The sequence below is a fragment of the Streptomyces aurantiaciflavus genome (assembly GCF_049808595.1).
Lineage (GTDB): Bacteria > Actinomycetota > Actinomycetes > Streptomycetales > Streptomycetaceae > Streptomyces.
In genome coordinates this window covers 181767-203140 of sequence record NZ_JBNCAQ010000002.1, presented here as the reverse complement: position 1 = coordinate 203140, position 21374 = coordinate 181767, and the positions used below count along the sequence as shown (strand labels likewise).

The window sequence follows — 21374 nt, the reverse complement described above, 5'->3', positions numbered from 1 at the left end:
TCTCCTACGGCCGCGGGGTGGCGGGCCCGAGATCGAAGTCAGGTGGATTGTCGTCGTCGGGGGATTCGACGTCCTCGGGTGGGTTGTCCTCTTCTCGACGATGCACAGGTCCGAGATCGAAGTCCAGCGGAACCTCGGCATTGGTCATGCGGTTCGCCGCCTCGTCCCAGAGCCGTAGGAGATCGGCGTAGGTCAGCAGGGGCTGTCGGTCGGTGTCCGTGTTCTCGGAGGCCCGGGCGGCGATCTCCGAAACGATCATCCTTCGCCACAGGTCCAGCGCGTCGTGCAGCCAGTCCAGGGGTGCCGCGCTGTCGGCCCTGCACTGGTCGATCATCCGCTCCGCCAGATCCATCACGTCGACCGGGGTGAACTCGGCCAGGGGCGGGCCGGCCGTCGTGTGCACGTACTTGACGACGGTCTTCTGGTCCAGATGGCTGTCGGCGAATACGGACATGATGCAGGTTTCGTCGTAGGGAGGCAGGGCGCCCTGAAGTTCTCCCGCCGCCTGCGCCGGAAGGAACAGCACGATGTGCGACGTGGGATCACCCGACGGGTTCCGCGGTTGCGTGCCGGGGCCGTTCCAGCGCTGGGAGTACGACAACAGACTGCTCAGCCACGTCCGGTCGGCCGTTCCGTCACCGTTGAGCTGGCCGACGAACCAGACATGGTCGTCGAGCGCGGACATCGTGGTGGCCAGTCGGCCCAGGACCGAGATGTCGCTGTCGGTGCGTACGAAGACGTCGCGGCCCTTTCCGCTCAGTTCGGCCGTGAGCCACTCGAAGCAGCGCCGCCGGGTCAGTTCGCCGTCGACCCCGATGTAACTGATCCGGTGCTGCTGGACGTTGGCGACCAACTGTTTGAGGAGTTCGTCGGAGAGCAACGGACGGGGCGCCGCGGTCGGCGCGGGCACCCGGGCCGGTTCGGCCCCGGACGGTCGGGGGGCGGCCGGAAGCGGGGCCTTCTCGTCGTCGAAGAGCTCCTCGGCCAGCCGGTGGAGTATGTCGGTGGTCGCCTCCTCGAGCGGACCGTCGCACTCGACGACGTCGTAGTCGGTGGTGATCTTGAGGGCGTCCTCCGTGGTGTCGTACCAGCCCAGGACCTTGAGGGTCTCGTTGGTGTTGGAGAAGACCGAGTCGAGCTGGTGGTTGATGTTGCTCCAGCCCCAGCAGTACACGGCGTCGAACTCGTCCAGATACGACTTGAGAGCCTTGTGCATCCTGCCGATGTGCTCGGCGTCGTTGCCGCGGACGTCCGGCTCGCAGCCGTAGAGCAGGAACTCCCCGGCGTTGATGAAGAGGGGATCGGCGCCCTTGGCCTTGGCCGGCAGCACGTTGGGCAGGTTCTCGCTGCACTCGTACTTCGCCATCTTCACGCCGAGCTGGCCCAGGGACTCGTAGAAGACGCCCGCGTTGTCCGTGGCGACGATCGAGTGGACGTATCCGTCCCGGACCAGCCGCGCGATGCACCACAGGGCCTCGAGGTCCGGCTCCCCGTCCGGCGGCGAGGTGTGTTCGATCATCCACTGGCTCCGGTGGCTGTCGTCCGGCAGGACGCTGCGCCAGGCCGCGTTGACCTTGCGGTACACCCGAAGCAGCAGGTCGTTCTTGAAGACCTGGGGTCGCTTGTGGTTGAGGAGGGCGGCGCCTCCGTCGAATCCGACGACGAGCGCCGTCCGCCACGTGTTGCCCTTCCGGTTGTGCAGCTTCATGATCATGCCGAGCTGCGCGACCTTGATGTCGCTCATGGCATGAGTCCCTCCTCCAACGCGGCGACGAACCCGCCGAAGGAGCCGAGGTCGCCGTCGACGAACCACGCCGACTTCGGGTTCCTGGCCGACATGAGCGACAGCACCATGGGCGCGTCCGGGAACCGCAGGTTGGCGTACACCATGTAGGAGCCCGTGCGGCTGAACGCCTCCAGGACGTTGAGGTGGAAGAAGGAGTAGCCGCACACCACCGCGGGCTGTCCGGACCAGGTCTCCACGGCCTTGCGGATGGCCTCCGGGTACTGGGTGATCTCGGTGCTGGTCATGAAGTTGACGCCCCAGCGGTAGTCGCCGTGCAGTTTCACGATCCGCAGACGCGGACCGTACCGCGGGGAGATCCGGCGGGCGACGACGTCCGGTACCAGCTCCGGTACCAGGACCACCTCGTAGTCCTCCCGCTCGCGCAACCCGGCCGCCTGGAAGGCCTGTTCCAGCAGGTCGTCGATGTTGAAGGTGAAGACCACGTCGGCGTATCCGGCCCGCATCAGCCGGGTGAGACCGTGGTAGGGCGAGTCGGGGCGCAGGGTCCGTCTGACGTGCGGGGCGAGGAAGTCGGCCCGGTCCGCGCCGAGGTTGTCGCAGAAGACGTCGAACCGGTACTGGGGGCTGCCCCAGGTGCCCCGGTCCTCGGGCATGGCCAGGCGCAGCAGTTCGGCGTTGAGGGGAACGCCGTCGTGGGCCGAGCAGCCGGCGCCCAGCCAGAACACCGGCTTGCCCTCGCGGGGCTGGTCGGAACGGGCCGCCTTCAGGTGATCGACGAGGAAGCCGACCGTGTCCTGTGAACTCACTGTCATCTCCGGATTTCGCGCATGAGGCTGAGGTCGAAGTGGGGCTGTTCGGTCCAGGCGTCCTCCGGTACGAACCGCCAGGCGGGCGTCCCCGAGCCCGTGTCCTGCACCAGCGCGTCGAAGTCGGCGACGAACGGGCCGTACGTCCGCTCGACCTGCTCCGCCATGGCGTCGAGGTGGTTGCTGCGCAGCGCGGCGACCGACTGGCGCACCCACTCCTGGACGTGCATGGGCTGGCTGTACGCGCGCAGCACCCGCACCAGGGATTCCTGGGTGAGCCGCTGCGCGCCGTCGCCCTGGCCCAGCAGTTCCTGGGAGGCGCGGTTGACCACCTGCTGGATGTCCCCGGGGGTCAGTCCGTGCGACCGTTCCGCCAGGAGTTGCAGGTCGACCGACTCGGGCCGCACCCGGGCGCTGAGCCGGCCGAGGTAGAGCTCGAAGACCTGGGAGCGCACCTCGGGGCCGGGGAGTTCCACCGGCAGCTTCTGGTCGAAGCGGCGCAGCATCGCCGGGTCGATGCCCCAGATGCGGTTGGTGCAGCCGAAGAACAGGACCGCGGCACCGGACTCGCGGAGCCGGTCGACCTCCTGGATCCAGTGCGCCGCCAGATGGATGCGCCAGTCCTGGCTGTCCTCGCGGGACATGCCGATGGCGTCCACCTCGTCGGCGAAGAGAATGGCCGGCTGGACGTCAATGACCTGGTCGATCAGGTTCGTCAGGGCCTTCTGGTCGTCGCCGACGTACCGGTTGAGGACCTCGTTGAGGCGGATCCGGACGATGGGCAGGTCCAGGTGGTGCCGGGCCCGGTACTCCCCGGCGAGGGCCCGGATGATGTGCGTCTTGCCGCACCCCGACGGGCCGAACATCAGCAGGGACTGGGTCGGTGACTGCCCGTACTCCGCGAGCCTGCGGCGCAGGGCCTCGATGTCGGGTGAGGCGAAGTAGGTCTCGAACAGCTGCTTGACGGTGCTGGTGAAGCTGCCCGGATGGTCCAGGCCGCCCACCGCGGCGAAGGTCGGTTCGGAGGTGACGGGCTTCGGCGCGACGGAACCCGTGGACGTGCCCTTGGCGTTGCCGTCGGCGGCCATGGGATGGTCCGGCGCGAGCCGGGCGAGGGTGTCGACGTCCGCCTGGTAGTCCTGGAGGCGCCCCGCCGCGCGGTGGCAGTGGGCCCGGGTGGCGATCACCTCGGCCAGCAGCTCGTCGGCGCGCTTCGCCGGCAGGGGCGCGGCCTGCACCAGCCGTACCAGCCGCTCGCAGCTGTCGAGCGCGGTCTCCGTCTCGGTCTCGGCCTCCAGATCGTCCAGCAGGATCGCCAGTTCCTCGCAGATCCCCTGCTCGACGAGGCTGGGCCTGCTGCTGCGGCCGAGGGCGTGCAGATAGTGCTCGAGGGCCTGTTCGTGGTGGTCGCGGCGTGCCGCGATCTCCCCGCGCAACGCGGTGGCGTCGGCCCCGGCTCCGAACTCCTCCACGGCGCGCGTGAGATCGTCCTCCGCCTGGTCCAGCAGGGGATCGGCTCCGCCCCGCGCGGACCTCACCGTGACCCAGGCACGGGCGTAGTACGCCTCCCAGCGGTCGGCGCCGGCCTCGACGGCCTTGTCGAAGAGCGCCCGCGCCTCCTCCGACCGCTCCTCCCGCAGCGCCTCGACGCCCTGCTCGTAGTGGATCCGCCAGTCGTGCGAGTGCGGCATGGTCATCCCTCCCTTCCGATCGCGGTACGGGGCCACAGCACCAGCCGTGCGGAGCGGGCGGCTCCCGGGCCGGCGCACCGCACCAGGCAGGCGTCGGTGTCCTCGGCGCCGGCCGCGGGCGGCAGCCGGACACCGGCGCCCACCTCGAACGCCGTACGCAGCTCCGCGTCGCGGTGGAGGGACTCGCCCACCAGGAACGTGCCGTAGCGCGCCGCCGTCCGCAGTTCGACGGGTGCGACGGAGGCGCTCGCGACGACCAGGCCGTGTTCGTGTGCCGCCCCGTCGGCACAGAACCAGTCGAGGAGCGGGGCCGGTACGGTCGCCAGGCTCCCGGACACCAGTACGCACACCGGTCGCCAGTCGTGCGGAAGGATCATCCGCCGCTCCTCCCAGGCCGAGGGGAGTTCGGCGCGGGCGGCGTAGTCGGTGGCGTCGTCGGGCGGCCGGTCGAACCAGGGGGCGGTGTCCTGGGGCGCCTCGGGCGCGGCGGCCGGAGACTGTGACGGGGTGGTGGTGTCGGGGGTGTCGCCTGCGGTGTCCGTCCCGGTCTCCCCTGTCTCCCCGGTCTCGTCCGTGGTGTCCCGCGGCTGGATGACGAGGTCGAGTCCCTCCGGCCAGACGTCGGTCGCGGCGGCCGGGGCGCTGTCGCCGCCCCGTACGGCCTCGGCGGTCCGGATCAGGGATCCCGTGACCAGGGCGAGTGCCACGGCCGCGGCGGTCGGGTCGTCCTTGGGGAGTTCCAGGAGCACCGCGCGCGGCGCGGTCGGCGCCGGGCGGCGGGGTTCCTCCCAGCTCATGGAGATGGCCTCGCGCAGGGACTCGGCGGCCCTGGTGGTGCGTTCCAGGAGCAGGGCCGTGCGCCGGAGCGCGTCGGGGCCGGAGTAACTGATGCGGGCCCGGGCCTCGACCACCCGGGCGGCGAGCCGGCGCAGGGTCTGGCTGCCGCCCTCGGACAGTTCGTCCGCCCCCTCGTCGTAGCAGACCGCGTCGAGCAGTCCGCTCAGGCAGTCGTCGCCCGCCGGGTCGGGGCACGGGCCCGCACCGGCGATCAGGCGGTCGAGGACCGCGGCACGGGTGCCGGGGTTCTTGATCTCGGTCGTCCAGGAGTGCGCTCGCCGCCCCCAGTAGCCGCCGTCGGCGAGCCGGTGCCAGCTGTCGGTGACGCCCTGCGCGGGGTCCTCGGGCCCGGGCAGCCGGGCCCACAGCACCGGGATGCCGGCGGCCACCAGTTCGGCCGCGAGGTGTCCGGTCAGCTGCGGGTCGCCGGCGCTGCCGAGCAGCAACGCGGGGCTGCCCGGTGTGATCTCCAGAACCTGGTCGCCGCCGTCCGGCCCGAGGCCGACCACCGTACGCAGCAGTGCGGGGTCCGGGGGCGCGGGGAGAAGCCGGGCCGGAGCCTCGCGTAGTTCCGGGAGCAGGGTCTCGGGCCGGTCCAGTGGCAGGGTCTCGCGCAGGTCCGGGCGCAGGGTCTCGGGCAGGTTCGGGGGCGGGGTCTTCGGCGGGTGCTGGGGCAGGGTCTCGGACAGGTCCGGTGGCGGGGTCTTCGGCGGGTGCGGCGGCAGGTCCTCGGACAGGGTCTCGGGCAGGTCCGGTGGCGGGCTCTTCGGCGGGTGCGGCGGCAGGTCCTCGGACAGGGTCTCGGACAGGTTCGGTGGCGGGCTCTTCGGCGGGTGCGGCGGCAGGTCCTCGGACAGGGTCTCGGACAGGTTCGGGGGCGGGCTCTTCGGCGGGTGCGGGGGCAGGTCCTCGGGGGCGGGTCGGGTGTGTCCGGGGGCGGTGCCCGCGCCGGCGCGTGTCTGTCCCCGCAGGGCGCGGACGCCGCCGCGGAGGGAGGCCCGCGGCGGGGCCGCGGTGACCGGCGCCGCCGTGTCCGGCAGGTCCGGGACGGAAGCCATCGGGTCGGTCAGGGGCAGGAACCACCGGTTGCGCCGGGCGATGCCTTCGAGCTGACGGCGCAGCGTGCGGTGCCGGCCGCGCATCGGCCCGGCGCACAGGTTCCGCACGTGCGGACCGGCCAGCAGTTCTTCCTGCAGGCCCTCCCGCTCCAGCCATTCGGCGAGTGCCGAACCCCGGACGTGGTGGCCCGACGGCGCCGGCTCGCCGAGCCGGTCCGCCAGACCGGGCGAGCGGTTCAGATAGGTGTGCGCGTACCTCACATGGGGATCGCCGGGGTTGTCGTCGCCGAACTCCGTGGTGGGCTCACCGTGCACGGACACCACCAGGCTGAAGCAGGCGTAGGCCGAGACGCGGTCGCCGAGCGCGTGCAGGGCACGGCCGCAGCGCACCAGGTCCTCGGTGTCGATGTACAGCCAGTGCTCCAGTGGCCTGAGCGCGGCCTCGGCGAGCAGGTCCTCCACGATCAGCCAGTAGCGTCCCTCGCGGTGCCACCGCCGCTTGACGTCCGCGTCGAGGACGAACCGGTCGCGGGCCCGCTGGTCGAGGAGCCTTTCGTACTTGGCGTAGGCGCCCTCGGGTTCGGCGGGTCCGGTGGGGTCCTCGGCCGGGGCGCCGACCGCCGGGAGTGCCGACCGCGCCGCCGCGTCCGTCTCGCTGAGCCGGCGGACCAGTCCGGGAGCGGCCCGTGTCCCCTGGTTGAGCAGGTGCCGGGCGCGCAGGGTGCAGGAGACCGCCGTGGCGGCCATGCGCAGAGCGAGCCAGAGTTCCGCTGCCCGCGCCCACCACTGCGCGTCCTCGGGTCGCTCCTCGCGCACCGCGTCGGCCAGTTCGCGGACGGCGTCGCTGTCGACGGCGGCCGCCCGTGGCGCCTCCGGCGGTACGGCCAGTCCGTGGGCCGTGGCGAACGCGCGGGCCGCCCGTACCGGGTCCCCGTCGAGCAGACACTCGGCCACCGTCGGTTCGGTCATCCGCTCCCCCTCTCCGTCCTCTCCCCCGCCGGTCACGGTCCGCCGTGCCCCCTCAGACCCTGACCCGGTACAGCGACTCGGCGGCCCGGACGTAGACGCGCCCGGTGCGGTCCGCGCACAGTCCCGTGGGACCGACCGGGTCGGTGCTGTCCGAGTCGAGGAAGTGGCAGAGCAATTTCAGCGTCTGCCTTTCGAAGAGGGCGAGTTGGTTCCCCGTGCGGTGTTCGAACAGGACGTGGAGGCCCTGTCCCCCGCGGCAGGCCTGGACGATCGGTGCGTCGTGGAACGGCTGCGGCAGCTCGCACGTGCTCTGGGCCACCCATGTCCCGGCCTCCCACCGCCAGGTGCCGAGCGAGCCGTTCCGGGAGGTGAGCAGGAAGGGCGCGGAGGCGGACTCCGACACCGGTTCCTCCAGGACGAAATGCTGGTCGGCGGCGGGAAGCGGCCCCGATTCCAGTGGGCTGACGCCCTCGATGCGCTGGGGGTAGGGGTAGCGGTACCAGCGGTCGTCGTCGGTGAGGACCCAGATCTCGTCCTGGGCGGCGAGGAGTTGCCGGCAGGCGCCCTCGAGCCCTCTCAGCACCATGGTGTGGAACTCGTACTGGTAGCCGGCCTCGTCCTGCTTGACGGTCGGGGGCAGCTTGTACAGCCGCTGGTCGTCCGCCGTGAGGTAGAGATCGTCGTCGGGGCCGAAGGAGAGGGTGTTCAGGCGGACGCCCAGGGACACGTGCACCGCCATGCCGCGGGCGATGTCGTAGCGGCGCACCGTCCCCTCGTCCGGGTCCAGCATGCAGCAGACGCCGCGCTGGACGGCCATGAGGTCGCTGAAGTCGTCGTCGAGCAGGGAGCGTTGCAGGACGTCCCGCAGGGGGCGGGTGAGCAGGAGCCGGTCCCTGGCGCGCGCCAGTTCGGCCGCGGCGCTCGTGTCCTCGGCGGCGGCGCTCGCGAGCCCGACGACGAGCTGGAGTTCCGAGCCGCTCCCCAGCAGCCACCGCCGGCCCCCCGACAGCTGCTTCGGCGGCAGCAGGGCCCGTCCCAGCGGGCCGCGGGGATCGATGCCGAGGGCCGGGAACAGGCTCAGGGCCCGCAGGGCGGAGGCCTCGCTCGGGTCCTCCGGCATGCCACAGGCCCGCAGGGACCGCCGGTGGTTCTCCAGCACCGCGTGCGGGGGGACGGCCCGGGTCGTGACGCAGTACTCGTCGACGGCGCGCAGCCGGCCGTCGACCCACCGCCAGAAGCCCACCGGCACGCCCCACTCCCCGGCTCCCACCACGCAGGACACGTACCAGGGGTCGGTGAAGTGGCGCCGGTGGGTGCGCCGGTCGATCGTGGACATGAACGGGGCGCCCGCCACATGCGAGTGGTACCAGCCGACGACGTACTCGTCGCCGTCCTCCAGGCGGGCGAAGATGGCGTCCATCGAGGTGGCGTCGAAGTCGAAGTGCACCTGGCTCCGGCTCTCGCTGGGCACCGCGAGCGAGTCGGTGATCCGCACCGCGTACCTGTCGTCGGAGCGGTAGTGCCGTCCCAGCAGGACGCCTCCGCACTCCTGTTCCGGGTCGAGTGCGGCGTGACTGCGCAGGGCGGCCAGCACGTGGTCGGCGACCTCCAGCCGGAAGCCGTCGGCGCCCAGCGGCAGTTCGGCGATGCTCGGGGGCGTGTCCTTCAGGGAGACCCTCGGCACCGGGTCGATCGAGAAGTCCGGCTCGGCATCGGTCATGAACGGACCCCGGCCGGTGTGTCGGGCTGCGAGGCGGTGACACCGGCGCGCGCCTCGGCCGACATGACCAGGGTGTGACCGGCGGTGACCTGGGCGGCGCGCAGGGTCTCGCCCTCCAGCAGGTAGCGGTTGCCCTCCTGCCACCGGAGCCGGTAGGGGATGCGCAGTCCGCTGCTGTCCTGTTCGGTGAAACCCAGGTCCGGGCGGCTGACGAGTTTCTTGATGATGGCCGCGACATTGACGTCCAGGGGCAGGGAGATGTCCCAGGAGCCGGTACCGAAACTCGCGCGGAGAATGATGGGAACGGTTTCCGGAGCGGGGGCTGCCATGCTTTACCTCGCAGCGGTTGAAGGGGCGGGGACGGCTGCGGACGACGACGTGGGATTCACCACGAGATCGAAGTCGAAGTCCAGTTCTTCGGCCGTGAGGCCCCGGCCGGCGGTGGGCGAGTAGTCGTTCTCCCGAGCGGCTTCGACCGCTTCGTAGAGTTCGGAGGCGGCGGGGTTCGTGGCGAGAACGGAGACTTCCACCCCGACGAGTTCGCTGTACCGGCACACGGCGGACAGCGCGTCACGGAATGCGCCGAAATGACACTGCACGGCGGCGATTTCGGCCTGCACGACGACGCAGTCGTCGACCAGCAGCAGACGGGCCTGATGGCACCGCTGGTTCCAGCGGGAGAGGAACCGCAGCACGGTCACGCGCCGGGCGGGCAGGACGTCGCGCTGCAGCAGGACCCGCAGGTACACCCAGCGTTCGGTGGTGCGCACCTCCAGCGCCGCCCGGTAGTCGTAGCAGGGGACGAGACACCGTACGCCGGTGAGCACGGTGTTGTTGTCGACGATGCGGTAGTGCCAGCCGAGCTGGTCGAAGTGGCCGGCGACACTGTGCGCGTCGAGTCGGGGCATGGCGGCTCATTCCTCCCCTGGCTCGGGGCGCGGAGTGGCGATGATCTCGAATTCCGGGCTGATGGCCGGACGGGGGTCGATCGGTACGATCGTTTCGTCCACGTTCAGCTGCTCCCAGAGCCACAGGGCGGCTTTTCCGTCGAGCGGGTCGTAGATGTTGAAGGACTTGTACTGGACGAGTTCGCACAGCGCCACGCACAGTTCGGCGAGGGAGAGCCCCGGATACCAGATGTCGCCCATGCACACGTCCGGGGGTTTGAAGTTCGGGTGGAAGATGGCCGTTCTCCACACCACGACGGGCGGCAGCACCGGAAACTTCTCGCCCAGCACGAGATCGAATTCGTGCTCCTCCGACTGGACCAGGACGTCCTTGATCTGGACGAGGCCGAGGCAGCGCAGCGTGACGGTGTATTTCGTGGGCGGATTTCCGAGGCTGTGGAAGCTGATCAGTTCGCTCGACTGGGCGAGGTCGAGCATTCCCGCGTAGTCGTTCGCGAGGCGCCGGTGCCGTGGTGATGTCATCCGCGCCGCCTCGGGTCCAGTCCCGCCAGTTCCGACTCGGCGGGATATCCGGGGAGTTCCAGGTGTACGGCGGCGCCGGCGTCCGCGGTGCCTCCGGGGCCGGTCTCGACCCAGCTCCACGGGGGGAAGCCGGTCTCCCCGGGGGAGAGCCCGATCCAGGGTTCGTCGCCGGTCACCACGTTGGACAGGTCGGGGACGGTTCTTCCGCCGCAGTCGGCGCAGCGGCCGTACCCGTCCTCGGGGCCGCCCGTGCTCGCCTGGACGCGGTTGACCGGGCGGGTGCCGCCGCAGGCCGGGCAGGTCGTGCGCGCGTTGATCTCCATCGGCAGGCGCAGCACCGCGTCGGGGTCGTTCGCGGCGTGCCGCCAGGAGCCGAGGAGACCGGCCCAGTCGGTGGCGGCGCGAGCCCATTCGGCCGGGGCGGCGGCCGGGGCGGCGGCCTGTGGATGCAGCCAGCAGTCCTCGCGTCGCGGGAGCGTGGTGCGGACGTACTGGTCGTGGGCGAGGTCGAGGCGTATCTCCTCGCCGAGACGGACGGGCAGGGCGTCCGGGTCGTGGTGGATCCACTTCACCGCCTGCTGCACCATGAGCGCCGCCACCACGGACGCCCCGAGGGCGGTGGTGGGCACGCCCTGTCCGTACTGGGCGCGCCGGGCGTAGGCGAGGCAGGAATGGCGCAGGGTCAGGTCGCCGAGGTCCTCCTCGGTCAGCGTGCACACATAGCAGGGGCGGGTGTCGTCCGGGGCGTAGAGGCGCACCGCCCCCTCCCACGAGGTGAGTCCGCCGTCGACGAACAGACAGTCCGCCAGTCCCGCGAGCTGCCCGAGGGCGACCCGGGCGGCCGCGTTGTCGACGCAGCCGAAGGCGACGTCCATCCGGGCGAACAGCCCGGCGCCGGCCACGGTGCGCAGTTCCCCGTCCAGGGCGACGACCGCGCAGCCGGGGTTGAGCCGGGCGGCGGCCGACCGGGCGACCTCGACCTTGGGGCGCCCGACGTCCTTGTCCGTGAACAGCACGGACTTGCCGAGGTTGCCGCTCTCCACGCGGTCGAAGTCGATCAGGACGACCGTCCCCCAGCCGAGCAGGGCGAGGTTCTTGACCACCTCGTTCCCCAGGGCGCCGGCCCCGACCACGACGGCCCTGGCGTCCGCCAGCAGATCCTCGCGCCACCACCGGACCGACGCCGGCGGGGCGTGGCGCTCACTGGTCATGCGTCCCCTGACTGTCCGGAGAGAAGTGGCAGTTGCGTGAGCAGCAGCGGCTCCCCACCAAGTGCTCCCAGCAGTCCGGGCAGTAGCCCTCTCCGCACAGCGGGCAGCGGACGACCTCGGTCCCGGCCGCGAAGGTGGTGAAGCAGTGCGGGCAGTGACGGCCGGTCAGGGCGTCGCCCGGGGCGAGGGTCAGTCGCTGGACCTCTTCGTAGACGGCGAGCCGGCCGCCGAATTCCAGGGTGTCCCCCTGGTGCAGAACGGCCATTCCGGTGACCGCGGTGCCGTTGCGGATGACCTCCATGCCGTCCGGCACCAGCACGCCGAGCCCCGACTCGGTGCGCAGCACCCATAAACCGGACTTGCGTTCGGAGACCTCGGCATTCAGTGGTTCCCGAGGATTTTCGGCGGGCAGCAGGAAGTGACGGCCTCGCTCCGGCAGAACTATGCACCAACCCCGGAAGTCCAGTCTGGGGAAGGATGGAACGGTCGAACCCATGGGCAATCCGCCTGATTTTCGCGGCTGTGTAGGGCCGCCCATTATCAACACGGAATGGGCGGGTGGGCAAGATGGTGACAGGGGCATAAAAGCGGAATCCCCCATGTCTGCCGGTCAGTTGGCGGGCGTCCGGCCCAGGGACCAAAGATGTTCGAATTGGTCGATCCAGTAGTCGTGCCAGCGAATGCTGCTCGCCCGTGTCAGAGCGATGTGCATACGGGTGCCGGTGTGACGCCCGTGAACGGCGTGAAATTCGACGATCAGCGATCCGTTGTCGGTGCCGGGATCAACGGTGAACATGCTGAATCCGGGACTGAAGTCGATGAGCCGGTATTCGAAGCTTCCCGGGACATTCCAGTTCCGCATCATTTCCATACGGGACACCACCGTCCGCAGTGACGGGGCCAGCGACTCCACCGAGAACTCCTGCCCGTCGTCCAGCTGCCGGGCGGCCACGCGCACCGCCTCCGTCGCCGACGGATCGAGCAGGAGTACGCGCACCTTCCCGTCGGCGCGGGCCAGCACCTGGCTGCGCAGCGCCTCGCAGGTGCTCGAACTGAGCAGGTTGATGCCCGAGGGGGCGAACACGGCGACCTCGCGCGCCCCGGCCAGCCGGCCGGCGACGGGGACCGAGTCGAAGTCGGTGCGGTCGTGCAGGACCGCGTCCACGTCCGAGGCGCCCCGCTCGGGCAGCGTGATCCGGAAGACCAACAGGCCCACACCGGCCAGCAGGGCGGTCAGCAGCAGCCGCTCGGACAGGACGTCACCGATCAGGGACAGCACGCAGAAGACGAGGGCGCACGCGGAGACCACGTAGGCGTCCAGATGCGTGCGCGTCCGGAGATCGCCGAGCACGCGCTGCCAGGTCCGTCGCATGGATGCCCCCCGTTGCTCGCTCCCGGTACGAGGCGCGGTGCGCCGAAGAGCTCACAGTAGGGATGCCATCACGCCCCCGGCCAGGCCGTGTCTTCGCGTGATCTCGGGTGGTCGATCACGCTCGTGTGCTAAGGAATGCCGATCCAGGTCTTCCCGGCGCGTTCGGCGGCGCCGGCGAAGGCCTGCTGGGCCTGGTGCAGCGGGAAGTGGGCCTCGACGACGGCTCCGGGCCGGGCCTGGGGGAGTTCGGCGATCGCGGTGGCGAAGTCGGCGGGGTGGTCGTAGATCATCGAGCCGTGCAGCACCAGCTGACGGCGGACCAGGTCGTCGGTGCTGAGCGGCAGTCGCGCGTGGTTGAGGCCGATCAGGACGACCGTGGCGCCGGGGGCGGCGCGGTCCACGGCCGGGCGCAGGGCGGGCGCGTGGCCGGAGGTCTCGAAGACGTAGGTGAAGCCGGTGCGGCCGTCGTCGGGGGTCGCGCCCAGCCGGGCGGCGCGGGCGAGCCGCAGCGGATGGGGTTCGGTGACGACGGGTTCGATGCCGAGGCGGGACAGGATGAGGCAGACCAGCAGGCCCTGGGCGCCCGCGCCGACGACCAGGCAGCGGTCGGCGGCCGTGACGCCGCTGCGGCGTACGGCGGCCCGGGCCACGGTGTAGGGCTCGGTGGCGGCGAGGTCGGCGTCGCCGACGCCGTCCGGGACCGGGTGGGCGAAGGGAGCGGGGACCGCCGCCCGTCGGGCCAGGACGCCCGGGGCGTTCAGGCCGACGATGGCCCGGTGCGGGCAGGCGGAGGTCAGGCCGGTGAGGCAGTCCGCGCACGTCAGGCAGGCGTAGTTGGGTTCGATGACGACCCGCTGGCCCACCTGGCGGTCCCGTACGTCGCTGCCGACGGCGGCGATCCGTCCGAAGCCCTCGTGGCCCATGACCCAGGGCATCGCGGGCGGTCGGCGCCTGCCGTGGAAGACCGCGAGGTCGCTGCCGCACAGGCCCACGCCGTCCAGCTGCACGATGACGTCGCGCGGGCCGCAGACCGGGGCGGGCCAGTCGTCGACGGTCTCGATCCGGCCCGGGGCCGTGAGGACAGCTGCTATCACCGGAACTCCAACGATCAAGGTCCACTAGACGGATCAGTCAATCCACTCTGCGGTCAGAGTAGGGCGCGAGTGGTCTCCCGACAAGAACGCCGGGGCCCCGGTACCAGCGGGGCCCCGGCGGGGGCGGCTCGGTCAGGCGGCCGCGTCCGCGGCCTCCACGCGCTGCCGCCCCTGCTCCGGGGCCCCGGTCTCCCGGTCGCCCCGCATGCGCAGCGCGACGAGGAAGGAGACGGCGCACCCGAGGGCGATGTACGCGGCGACCAGCGTCCAGCCGCCGTCCGCCCAGAGCACCAGGGAGCCGGCGACGAAGGGGGTGAAGCCACCGCCGATCGCGCTGGCGAGCTGGTAGCCGACGCCGGCGCCGCTGTAGCGGTACTCGGGGCCGAACATGTCGGTGAACAGGGACTGCTGGACGGAGACCGCCATGTCGTGCGCGATGTTCACCAGCAGGACGGCGCAGGCGACGATCAGCACGAGCGAGCCGGACTCCATCGCCCAGAAGTACGGCACCGCGCTCACCGCACCGGCCAGCGCGCCCCAGCAGTAGACGCGGCGGCGGCCGAAGCGGTCGGCGAGATAGGCGAAGGCCGGGATGGTGAGGACGGCGAGTCCGCCGACGGCCAGGTTGACGTTGAGCAGGCTGTCGCGGTCCAGGCCGAGTTCGTCGGTGCCGTAGGCGAGTCCGAAGGTGGTGACGCCGTAGAAGGTGAACAGCTCCACGAAGCGCAGGCCGATGATGGCGAAGAAGCCCTTGGGGTTGGACCGGACGGCGGCGATCAGCGGCACCCGGGGCTTCTTGTCCTCGCCCATCGCGGCGACCCTCCTGGTGAAGACCTCGGACTCCTCGACCTTGGCGCGGACGACCAGGCCGACGATCACCAGGGCCGCGCTGGCCAGGAACGGCACCCGCCAGCCCCAGTCGCGGAAGGCCGCGTCCGACGTGGCGCCCGACATGACCTTGGTGATGAGGGTGGCGAGCAGCAGACCGACCGAGGCGCCGACCTGGACGCCGCTGCTGTAGAGGGAGCGCCACTTGGCGGGGGCGTTCTCCACCGCCATCAGCGCGGCCCCGCCCCACTCGCCGCCGACCGCGAAGCCCTGCGCGGCCCGCAGGAACACGAGCAGGACGGGCGCCCAGACTCCGGCCGTCGCGTAGGTGGGCAGGACACCGATCAGGGTGCTGGCCACACCCATGATCAGCATGGTGAGGACGAGCATCCGCTTGCGGCCCAGCCGGTCGCCGAAGTGGCCGAAGACGATGCCGCCGAGCGGACGGAAGAGGAAGCCGACGCCGAAGGTGGCCCAGGCGGCCAGGGTGCCCACGGCCGGCGAGGCGTCGGGGAAGAACAGGTCGCCGAAGAGCAGACCGGCGACGATGCCGTAGAGGAAGAAGTCGTACCAGTCGACCACGGCTCCCATGAAGCTCGCGATCGCCGCTCTCCTCGCCACGCCGGACGCTCCGGCGCCGCCGGTCGTGGCCGGGTTCTGGGTACTGCTCATCTCACACACTCCATGCGATGCTGCGGCTGCGGTCGGGGACTGACGCTCGGACGACGGCGGGGCTCCCGGGTGCGGAGCGGGCCGTCACCGGCACACCGGGCCATCGCCACAGCGGTGGGGGCGGCGACCCTCAGGACCAGGTCCGCTCAACGGACCGATCGAACCAAGTGGCGGAAACATATGGGCGCCGAAGAGGTGCATCAAGGGGTTACGCCAAAGTTTCTTCGGCTTTACGGTTCCATCGGTCCACCTGGCGGACTAACGTCGGGGGTACGCACGAGTAGGGACGGGTACGGGGAGGATCCGCGTGGACGACAGGGACCCATCGGTGGAGCTGGGGAGAGAGCAGGCCGGTACGGGGGGCGTGCGCAGTGTGCGGCGCGCCCTGGACATCCTCGGCCTGCTGAGCGAGGACCGGCCCGTCATCACCCTGCGCGAGATCACCGACGCCACCGGGCTGGCCAAGACCACCGTGCTGCGGCTGGTGCAGACCCTGGAGGAGAGCGGCCTGCTGTGGTCGCACCCGAACGGCTACACCGCCGGTCCCGGGCTGTGGCGCTGGGCCTACCTGGCGCGCAGCCAGTGGGAGGTGCCGCGCGAGACGCGCAAGGTCATGCGGGACCTCGCCGACCGGCTCGGCGAGACCGTCAACCTCTTCGTCGCCCGCGACACCCACCGCGTCTGCGTCGCCCACGAGGAGAGCCCCCACCCCCTGCGCCACGTCGTCGACGTCGGCGACGAACAGCCCCTGTGGGCCGGCGCCTCCTCCAAGGTCCTCCTGCGGGACGCCTCCGAGGCGCTGCTGCGCCGGGTCGCCGCCGCCTCCCCCCAGGGCGAGGCGCACGCGGACCGGCTGCGCGCCTGGGCACGGGAGGCGGCCCAGCGCGGTTACGCCGTCAGCAGCAGCGAGTGGGACGAGGGCCTGACCGCCGTCGCCGTCCCGGTCACCGGCCGCACGGGCACGGTCATCGCCTCGCTCTCCCTCAGCGGCCCCAGCCAGCGCTTCCCCTACGAGGCCGTGGAACGCTTCGCCACCGACCTCGCCGACGCGGCCGGCCTGATCTCCGCACAGGGGTTCAGCCATCCGCTGAGCGCGGGCCGTTGAGCTCGCCGCGCGACGTCACGCGCGCGACGGCCCGACGGCGGCAGGGGCCGGCTCCGGGTGGCCGGGGCCGCCGCCCCGGTGGATCAGCCGGCCGGCCGCGCGGCCTCACCCGTCTCGGCGGCTGCCGTCGCGTCCTCGGTGCGTCAGGTCGCGGTGTAGCCGAGCTGGCGCCTCATGTACGGGGTCATGAGGGTCTTCGCCTTGGCCAGGACGGCGGTGCGGCCGCCGAGGACCGCGGTCTCGCCGCCGGGGACGGGCAGCATGGTCAGCCCGTCGGCCGCGCCGAACGGCACGATGAGCGGGGTGCGGTGGACGGGCCGGTAGAGGCGGGGCTCCTTGCGGTGTCTGCCGGCGCTGTTCAGGTAGGTGCGGATGTTCCAGGCGGCGAGGTCCGCCTGGGCGAGCGCGACAGGGGTGATCTTGAGCTCGGTGGCGTCGTTGACGTCGCCCACCGCGAACACGTCGAGCCGCCCCTCGACCCGCAGGGTGCGGTCGACCTTCACATGCCCGCTCGGGTTCAGCCAGTCGCCGTGCCCGGCCAGACGCAGCCAGAGCGTGTTGGGGGTGGTGCCCGTCGCCCAGAAGGAGAGGTCGGCTTCGAGGACGGTGCCGCGGGCGTCGCGGTAGGTGCCGAAGTCGTGGCCGGGGGACATGAAGGAGTCGAGCCGCACCTCCACGTCGTGCGCCTCCAGCCAGGCCTGCGCCTTGCGTGCGGCACGTGTGCTGCCCGTGGCGTGGAGCAGGGTCGGCCCGGAGTGGGCGAGGGTGATCCGGACGTCCGGTCTGGCCAGGCGGATCTCGGCGCTGAGCTCGACTCCGGAGGGGCCGCCGCCGACGACGAGGACGTGTTCGGCGGTGGCGACGCTCCGCTGGTGGGCGGCGAACGCCTTGGCCGCCTCCTCCGTGGTGGTGCCCGTGAAGCGGGCCGGTTCGGGATAGTCGGCGCCGGTGGCGATGACCAGCACGTCGTAGGGCAGCCGCTCCCCCGTCGCCAGCACCACCTGCCGTTCGCCCGTGTCGATGCGGACCGCCTTGCCCGCGACGACACGGCCGTGGCGCAGCAGTCGGTCGTACGGGATGAAGGGGGTCACCGTCCACTCCGGGCGCACGCCGGCGCGCAGGGAGGCGATGCGGTGGAAGAAGATCTCCTTGCGGTCCACCAGGGTGACCCGCGCCGTCGCGTCCAGCCGTTTCGCCAGACGGACGCCCGCGTAGCCGCCGCCGATCACCACTACGTCGCCGTCACGCACACCGGACTCCTGAGCTTTGTGGGGGGAGCCGAGTACCGTGGCGCCTGGGCTCTCCCGGCCACTCGGATGGCGACGAGCGTAGCCCTTGAACTCTAAAGCTTCACTGGACTCCTGTGCGGATTGTGTGAAGCGTACGGACCGCCACGGCTCCGGCGCGACCAGTACCCGCCCCAGGACGCGGACCGGGCGGACCGCCCCTGCCCCTGCCCGGCGCCCTTGGGGCCGGCGCACGCCTGCGGCGTCGGGCACGGTCGGCACCGTCGGCACGTCCAGCCATCTCAGGTCGTCCGCGCGGGCACCGGCCCAGGCACTCACCCCGCCGAAGAGCAGGGTCGACTGACGGGGCGGCAGGGCCGGATCGCCGACCCGGCCGCGTTCCGCCTCGGCGGGGAGCCTCCTTGGTCGAAACCATTGACGGAGACATGCCCGACCCCTATGTTTCGGCCGAAGTTACGAACTACGTTCGAAATTACGGACAAGGGACGGTCTCGTATGCCTCGGATGTCTCACCGGCCCCCGACGAAACGCCGGAGATCACTGATCCTCTGTGTGCTCGCCGCCCTCCTCGCGCTGGTGGCGACCACACAGCCGGCGTCCGCGGCGGACGGGCGCCCGTACACCAACCCGCTGAAGTCGTTCAAGGGCGCCGACCCGTGGCTGCAGTACCACGACGGCAACTACTACCTGATCACCACGACGTTCACCGGCATCCTCGGCATCCGCAAGTCCCCCACCCTGGCGGGCCTCGCCACCGCGCCCAACGTACAGGTGTGGTCGGACACCACCTCGACGCGGAACACCAACATCTGGGCGCCGGAGATGCACCTCTTCAACGGCCACTGGTACGTGTACTACTCGGCCGGGCAGAGCGGTGTCTCCTGCTGCGACTCCCAGCGCACCCACGTGCTGGAGAGCGCCGGCACCGACCCCATGGGGCCGTACACCTACAAGGGTTCGCTCACCGGGTCGAATCTGACTCCGGGCGGCTGGCTGATCGACGCGACCGTGCTGGAGCACGACAGCAAGCTCTACCTGGTGGGCAGCGGCTTCATCAACGGCAGCAAGCAGAGCCTGGTCATCGCGCCGATGAGCAACCCGTACACGCTCAGCAGCTCCACCTTCACGATCATCTCCAGCCCCACCCTGAGCTGGGAGACCTCCGGCGGCGCGGTCAACGAGGGACCCGAGCCGCTGTATCACGACGGCCGCACGTTCCTGACCTTCTCCGCAAGCTTCTGCGGAACCCCCGACTACAAGCTGGGCCAGCTGGAGCTGACCGGCGACGACCCACTGAACCCGGCGTCCTGGACCAAGAAGCAGACGCCGGTCTTCCAGCGCAGTGACGCCAACAGCGTGTACGGGCCCGGCCACAACGGCTTCTTCACCTCGCCCGACGGCACCGAGAACTGGATCGTCTACCACGCCAACTCCGCGGCGAACGGCGGCTGCGGCAACGGTCGGACCACCCGCGCCCAGGAGTTCACCTGGAACGCCGACGGCACCCCGAACTTCGGTACGCCCGTCGCGCTCGGCACGACGCTTCCCGGCCCGTCCGGCGAGACGGCCACCACGCCGACGTCGTACACCCTCGTCAACCGCAACAGCGGCAAGTGCCTGGACGTGAACGGCGGCGGCACGGCCGACGGAACCAACATCTTCCAGTGGACCTGCAACGGCGGGGCCAACCAGAAGTGGAGGCTCGAGGACCTCGGCGACGACACCAACCGGCTGGTCAACGTCGCCACCGGCAAGGTGATGGACACCGCCGACTGCTCCGCCGCCGACGGCGCCGACATCCGGCAGTGGTCCTGGCTGAACAACAAGTGCCAGCGCTACCGCCTCGTCCTCACCGCGAGCGGCGACTACGTCCGCGTCGTCAACGAGAGCACCGGCAAGGTCGCCGACGTCGCCGACTGCGGCACCGCGAACGGCACCGACGTACGGCAGTGGACGTGGCTGAACAACAACTGCCAGCAGTGGAAGCTCGTCCCCACCACCTGATCGTCCCCCTCTGATCTGGAGAACCCCCTTGAGACGCAACGCCGTTCGGCTGCTCATGGCCGTCCTGGTGGCCCTCGCCGCCGCCCTCGTCGGCCCGGCCTCCCCCGCCCAGGCCGCCGTCCCCGACTCCCCCGCCGTGACGTACACCAACCCCATCGCCGAGAAGCGCGCCGACCCGCACATCTTCAAACACACCGACGGCTACTACTACTTCACCGCCACGGTCCCCGAGTACGACCGCATCGTGCTGCGCCGGGCGACGACCATCCAGGGCCTGTCGACGGCCCAGGAGGTCACCATCTGGACCAAGCACACCAGCGGCGTCATGGGCGCCCACATCTGGGCACCGGAGATCCACTTCATCGACGGCAAGTGGTACGTGTACTTCGCGGCCGGCGCCACCAACGACATCTGGGCGATCCGGATGTACGTCCTGGAGGGCACCGGCAGCAACCCGCTCACCGCGACCTGGACCGAGAAGGGCCAGATCAAGACCACCTGGGAGACCTTCTCCCTCGACGCCACCACCTTCGTCGTGAACGGCGTGCGCTACCTCGCCTGGGCGCAGCGCAACCCGGCCGAGAACAACAACACCAGCCTGTTCCTCGCGAAGATGGCCAACCCCTGGACGATCACCGGGACTCCGGCGGAGCTCTCGCAGCCGACGCTGTCGTGGGAGACGATCGGCTACAAGGTCAACGAGGGTCCGGCCGTCATCCAACACGGCGGCAAGGTCTTCATGACGTACTCGGCGAGCGCGACCGACGCCAACTACTGCCTGGGCATGCTGACCGCGTCCGCGAGCGCCGACCTCACCAACCCGGCGTCCTGGTCGAAGGGTTCGCAGCCGGTCTTCAAGTCCAGTGACGCGACCTCGCAGTACGGCCCCGGCCACAACTCGTTCACCGTCTCCGAGGACGGCAGGTCCGACGTCCTCGTCTACCACGACCGCAGCTACAAGGACATCACCGGCGACCCGCTGAACGACCCCAACCGCCGCACCCGCGTGCAGAAGGTGTACTGGAAGGCCGACGGCACGCCCGACTTCGGCATCCCGGTCGCGGACGGGGTCACCCCGCAGCGGTTCTCCTCCTACAACTTCGCGGACCGCTTCATCCGGCACTGGGAGTACCGGGCCCGGATCGAGGCCAACGTGAGCCCGCTCGCGGACTCGCAGTTCCGGGTGGTGACCGGTCTGGCGGGCAGCGGGACGGTGTCGCTGGAGTCGGCCAACTTCCCCGGCTACTACCTGCGGCACAAGAACTTCGAGGTGTGGGTGGAGAAGAACGACGGCACGGCGCAGTTCGCGTCCGACGCCACGTTCTCCCAGCGGGCCGGCCTCGCCGACTCGGCGGGCGTCTCCTACGAGTCGTACAACTTCCCGGGCCGTTACATCCGGCACTACAACTACCTGCTGTACGTGCAGGCGTTGAGCACGGCGACGGACCGCGGGGACGCGACGTACTACGCCCAGTGACACGCCCCCACTGACCCACGGGATCCGGTGGCGGGCCCCCCCCCCCGGGGCCCCCCCCCCGGGCCCCGCCGGCACGACCCCCCCCGACCCCCTACTATAGCGGAGG

Annotated in this window: 17 protein-coding genes; 3 read left to right on the top strand and 14 right to left on the bottom strand. The window is 71.0% G+C overall.

What is annotated here, in order from left to right:
- Nucleotides 1–4: 4 nt before the first annotated feature.
- The 13 genes from ACPT94_RS02695 to shiA all read right to left on the bottom strand — a co-directional run bounded on the left by ACPT94_RS02695 (nucleotide 5) and on the right by shiA (nucleotide 15435).
- A complete protein-coding gene (locus ACPT94_RS02695; protein WP_360330583.1) occupies nucleotides 5–1744 on the bottom strand; it encodes a hypothetical protein in 1740 nt (579 codons plus the stop codon).
- Complete coding sequence (locus ACPT94_RS02690) at nucleotides 1741–2553, bottom strand: SIR2 family protein (protein ID WP_360330586.1); 813 nt, start codon at nucleotides 2551–2553, stop codon at nucleotides 1741–1743. Before ACPT94_RS02690 ends, ACPT94_RS02695 begins: the two co-directional genes overlap by 4 nt.
- 2 nt (nucleotides 2554–2555) lie before the next feature.
- Nucleotides 2556–4244, bottom strand: a complete 1689-nt coding sequence (locus ACPT94_RS02685) for an AAA family ATPase (RefSeq protein ID WP_425244981.1) — start codon at nucleotides 4242–4244, stop codon at nucleotides 2556–2558.
- Between the two features lie 2 nt (nucleotides 4245–4246).
- Nucleotides 4247–7108: a hypothetical protein gene (locus ACPT94_RS02680; protein WP_425244980.1), complete on the bottom strand. Its 2862-nt coding sequence runs from the start codon at nucleotides 7106–7108 to the stop codon at nucleotides 4247–4249.
- A 52-nt stretch (nucleotides 7109–7160) separates the two neighbouring features.
- Nucleotides 7161–8828: a M67 family metallopeptidase gene (locus ACPT94_RS02675; RefSeq protein WP_360330595.1), complete on the bottom strand. Its 1668-nt coding sequence runs from the start codon at nucleotides 8826–8828 to the stop codon at nucleotides 7161–7163.
- On the bottom strand, nucleotides 8825–9157 hold the full coding sequence (locus tag ACPT94_RS02670; protein ID WP_360330598.1) for an EsaB/YukD family protein: 333 nt from the start codon (nucleotides 9155–9157) through the stop codon (nucleotides 8825–8827). Before ACPT94_RS02670 ends, ACPT94_RS02675 begins: the two co-directional genes overlap by 4 nt.
- A 3-nt stretch (nucleotides 9158–9160) precedes the next feature.
- The gene (locus ACPT94_RS02665) at nucleotides 9161–9736 is read right to left on the bottom strand and encodes a hypothetical protein (RefSeq protein ID WP_360330601.1); all 576 of its coding nucleotides are present in this window, start codon (nucleotides 9734–9736) and stop codon (nucleotides 9161–9163) included.
- A 6-nt stretch (nucleotides 9737–9742) separates the two neighbouring features.
- A complete protein-coding gene (locus ACPT94_RS02660; RefSeq protein ID WP_360330604.1) occupies nucleotides 9743–10258 on the bottom strand; it encodes a ubiquitin-conjugating enzyme E2 in 516 nt (171 codons plus the stop codon).
- On the bottom strand, nucleotides 10255–11469 hold the full coding sequence (locus ACPT94_RS02655) for a HesA/MoeB/ThiF family protein (protein WP_360330607.1): 1215 nt from the start codon (nucleotides 11467–11469) through the stop codon (nucleotides 10255–10257). The genes ACPT94_RS02660 and ACPT94_RS02655 overlap by 4 nt, the downstream gene beginning before the upstream one ends.
- Nucleotides 11459–11815, bottom strand: coding sequence for a hypothetical protein (locus tag ACPT94_RS02650; protein ID WP_360330610.1), 357 nt, complete (start codon nucleotides 11813–11815; stop codon nucleotides 11459–11461). The genes ACPT94_RS02655 and ACPT94_RS02650 overlap by 11 nt, the downstream gene beginning before the upstream one ends.
- Nucleotides 11816–12079: 264 nt before the next feature.
- On the bottom strand, nucleotides 12080–12841 hold the full coding sequence (locus ACPT94_RS02645) for a DUF5919 domain-containing protein (protein WP_360330613.1): 762 nt from the start codon (nucleotides 12839–12841) through the stop codon (nucleotides 12080–12082).
- A gap of 128 nt (nucleotides 12842–12969) precedes the next feature.
- Nucleotides 12970–13935, bottom strand: a complete 966-nt coding sequence (locus ACPT94_RS02640) for a zinc-dependent alcohol dehydrogenase (protein ID WP_360330616.1) — start codon at nucleotides 13933–13935, stop codon at nucleotides 12970–12972.
- A gap of 132 nt (nucleotides 13936–14067) precedes the next feature.
- A complete protein-coding gene (gene shiA / locus ACPT94_RS02635; protein ID WP_360330619.1) occupies nucleotides 14068–15435 on the bottom strand; it encodes a shikimate transporter in 1368 nt (455 codons plus the stop codon).
- Nucleotides 15436–15742: 307 nt separating this feature from the next.
- Between shiA and ACPT94_RS02630 the strand changes: the two genes are divergently transcribed.
- A complete protein-coding gene (locus tag ACPT94_RS02630; RefSeq protein ID WP_360330622.1) occupies nucleotides 15743–16540 on the top strand; it encodes an IclR family transcriptional regulator in 798 nt (265 codons plus the stop codon).
- A gap of 143 nt (nucleotides 16541–16683) precedes the next feature.
- Here the strand turns inward: ACPT94_RS02630 and ACPT94_RS02625 are convergent, their stop codons facing one another.
- Nucleotides 16684–17790, bottom strand: a complete 1107-nt coding sequence (locus ACPT94_RS02625; RefSeq protein WP_425244979.1) for an NAD(P)/FAD-dependent oxidoreductase — start codon at nucleotides 17788–17790, stop codon at nucleotides 16684–16686.
- A gap of 501 nt (nucleotides 17791–18291) precedes the next feature.
- On the opposite strand from ACPT94_RS02625, the gene ACPT94_RS02620 reads away from it, so the two are divergent.
- Both ACPT94_RS02620 and ACPT94_RS02615 read left to right on the top strand, forming a co-directional pair.
- Nucleotides 18292–19791, top strand: a complete 1500-nt coding sequence (locus ACPT94_RS02620) for a family 43 glycosylhydrolase (protein WP_425244978.1) — start codon at nucleotides 18292–18294, stop codon at nucleotides 19789–19791.
- A gap of 55 nt (nucleotides 19792–19846) precedes the next feature.
- A complete protein-coding gene (locus ACPT94_RS02615) occupies nucleotides 19847–21268 on the top strand; it encodes a family 43 glycosylhydrolase (RefSeq protein WP_425245069.1) in 1422 nt (473 codons plus the stop codon).
- Nucleotides 21269–21374 lie beyond the last annotated feature (106 nt).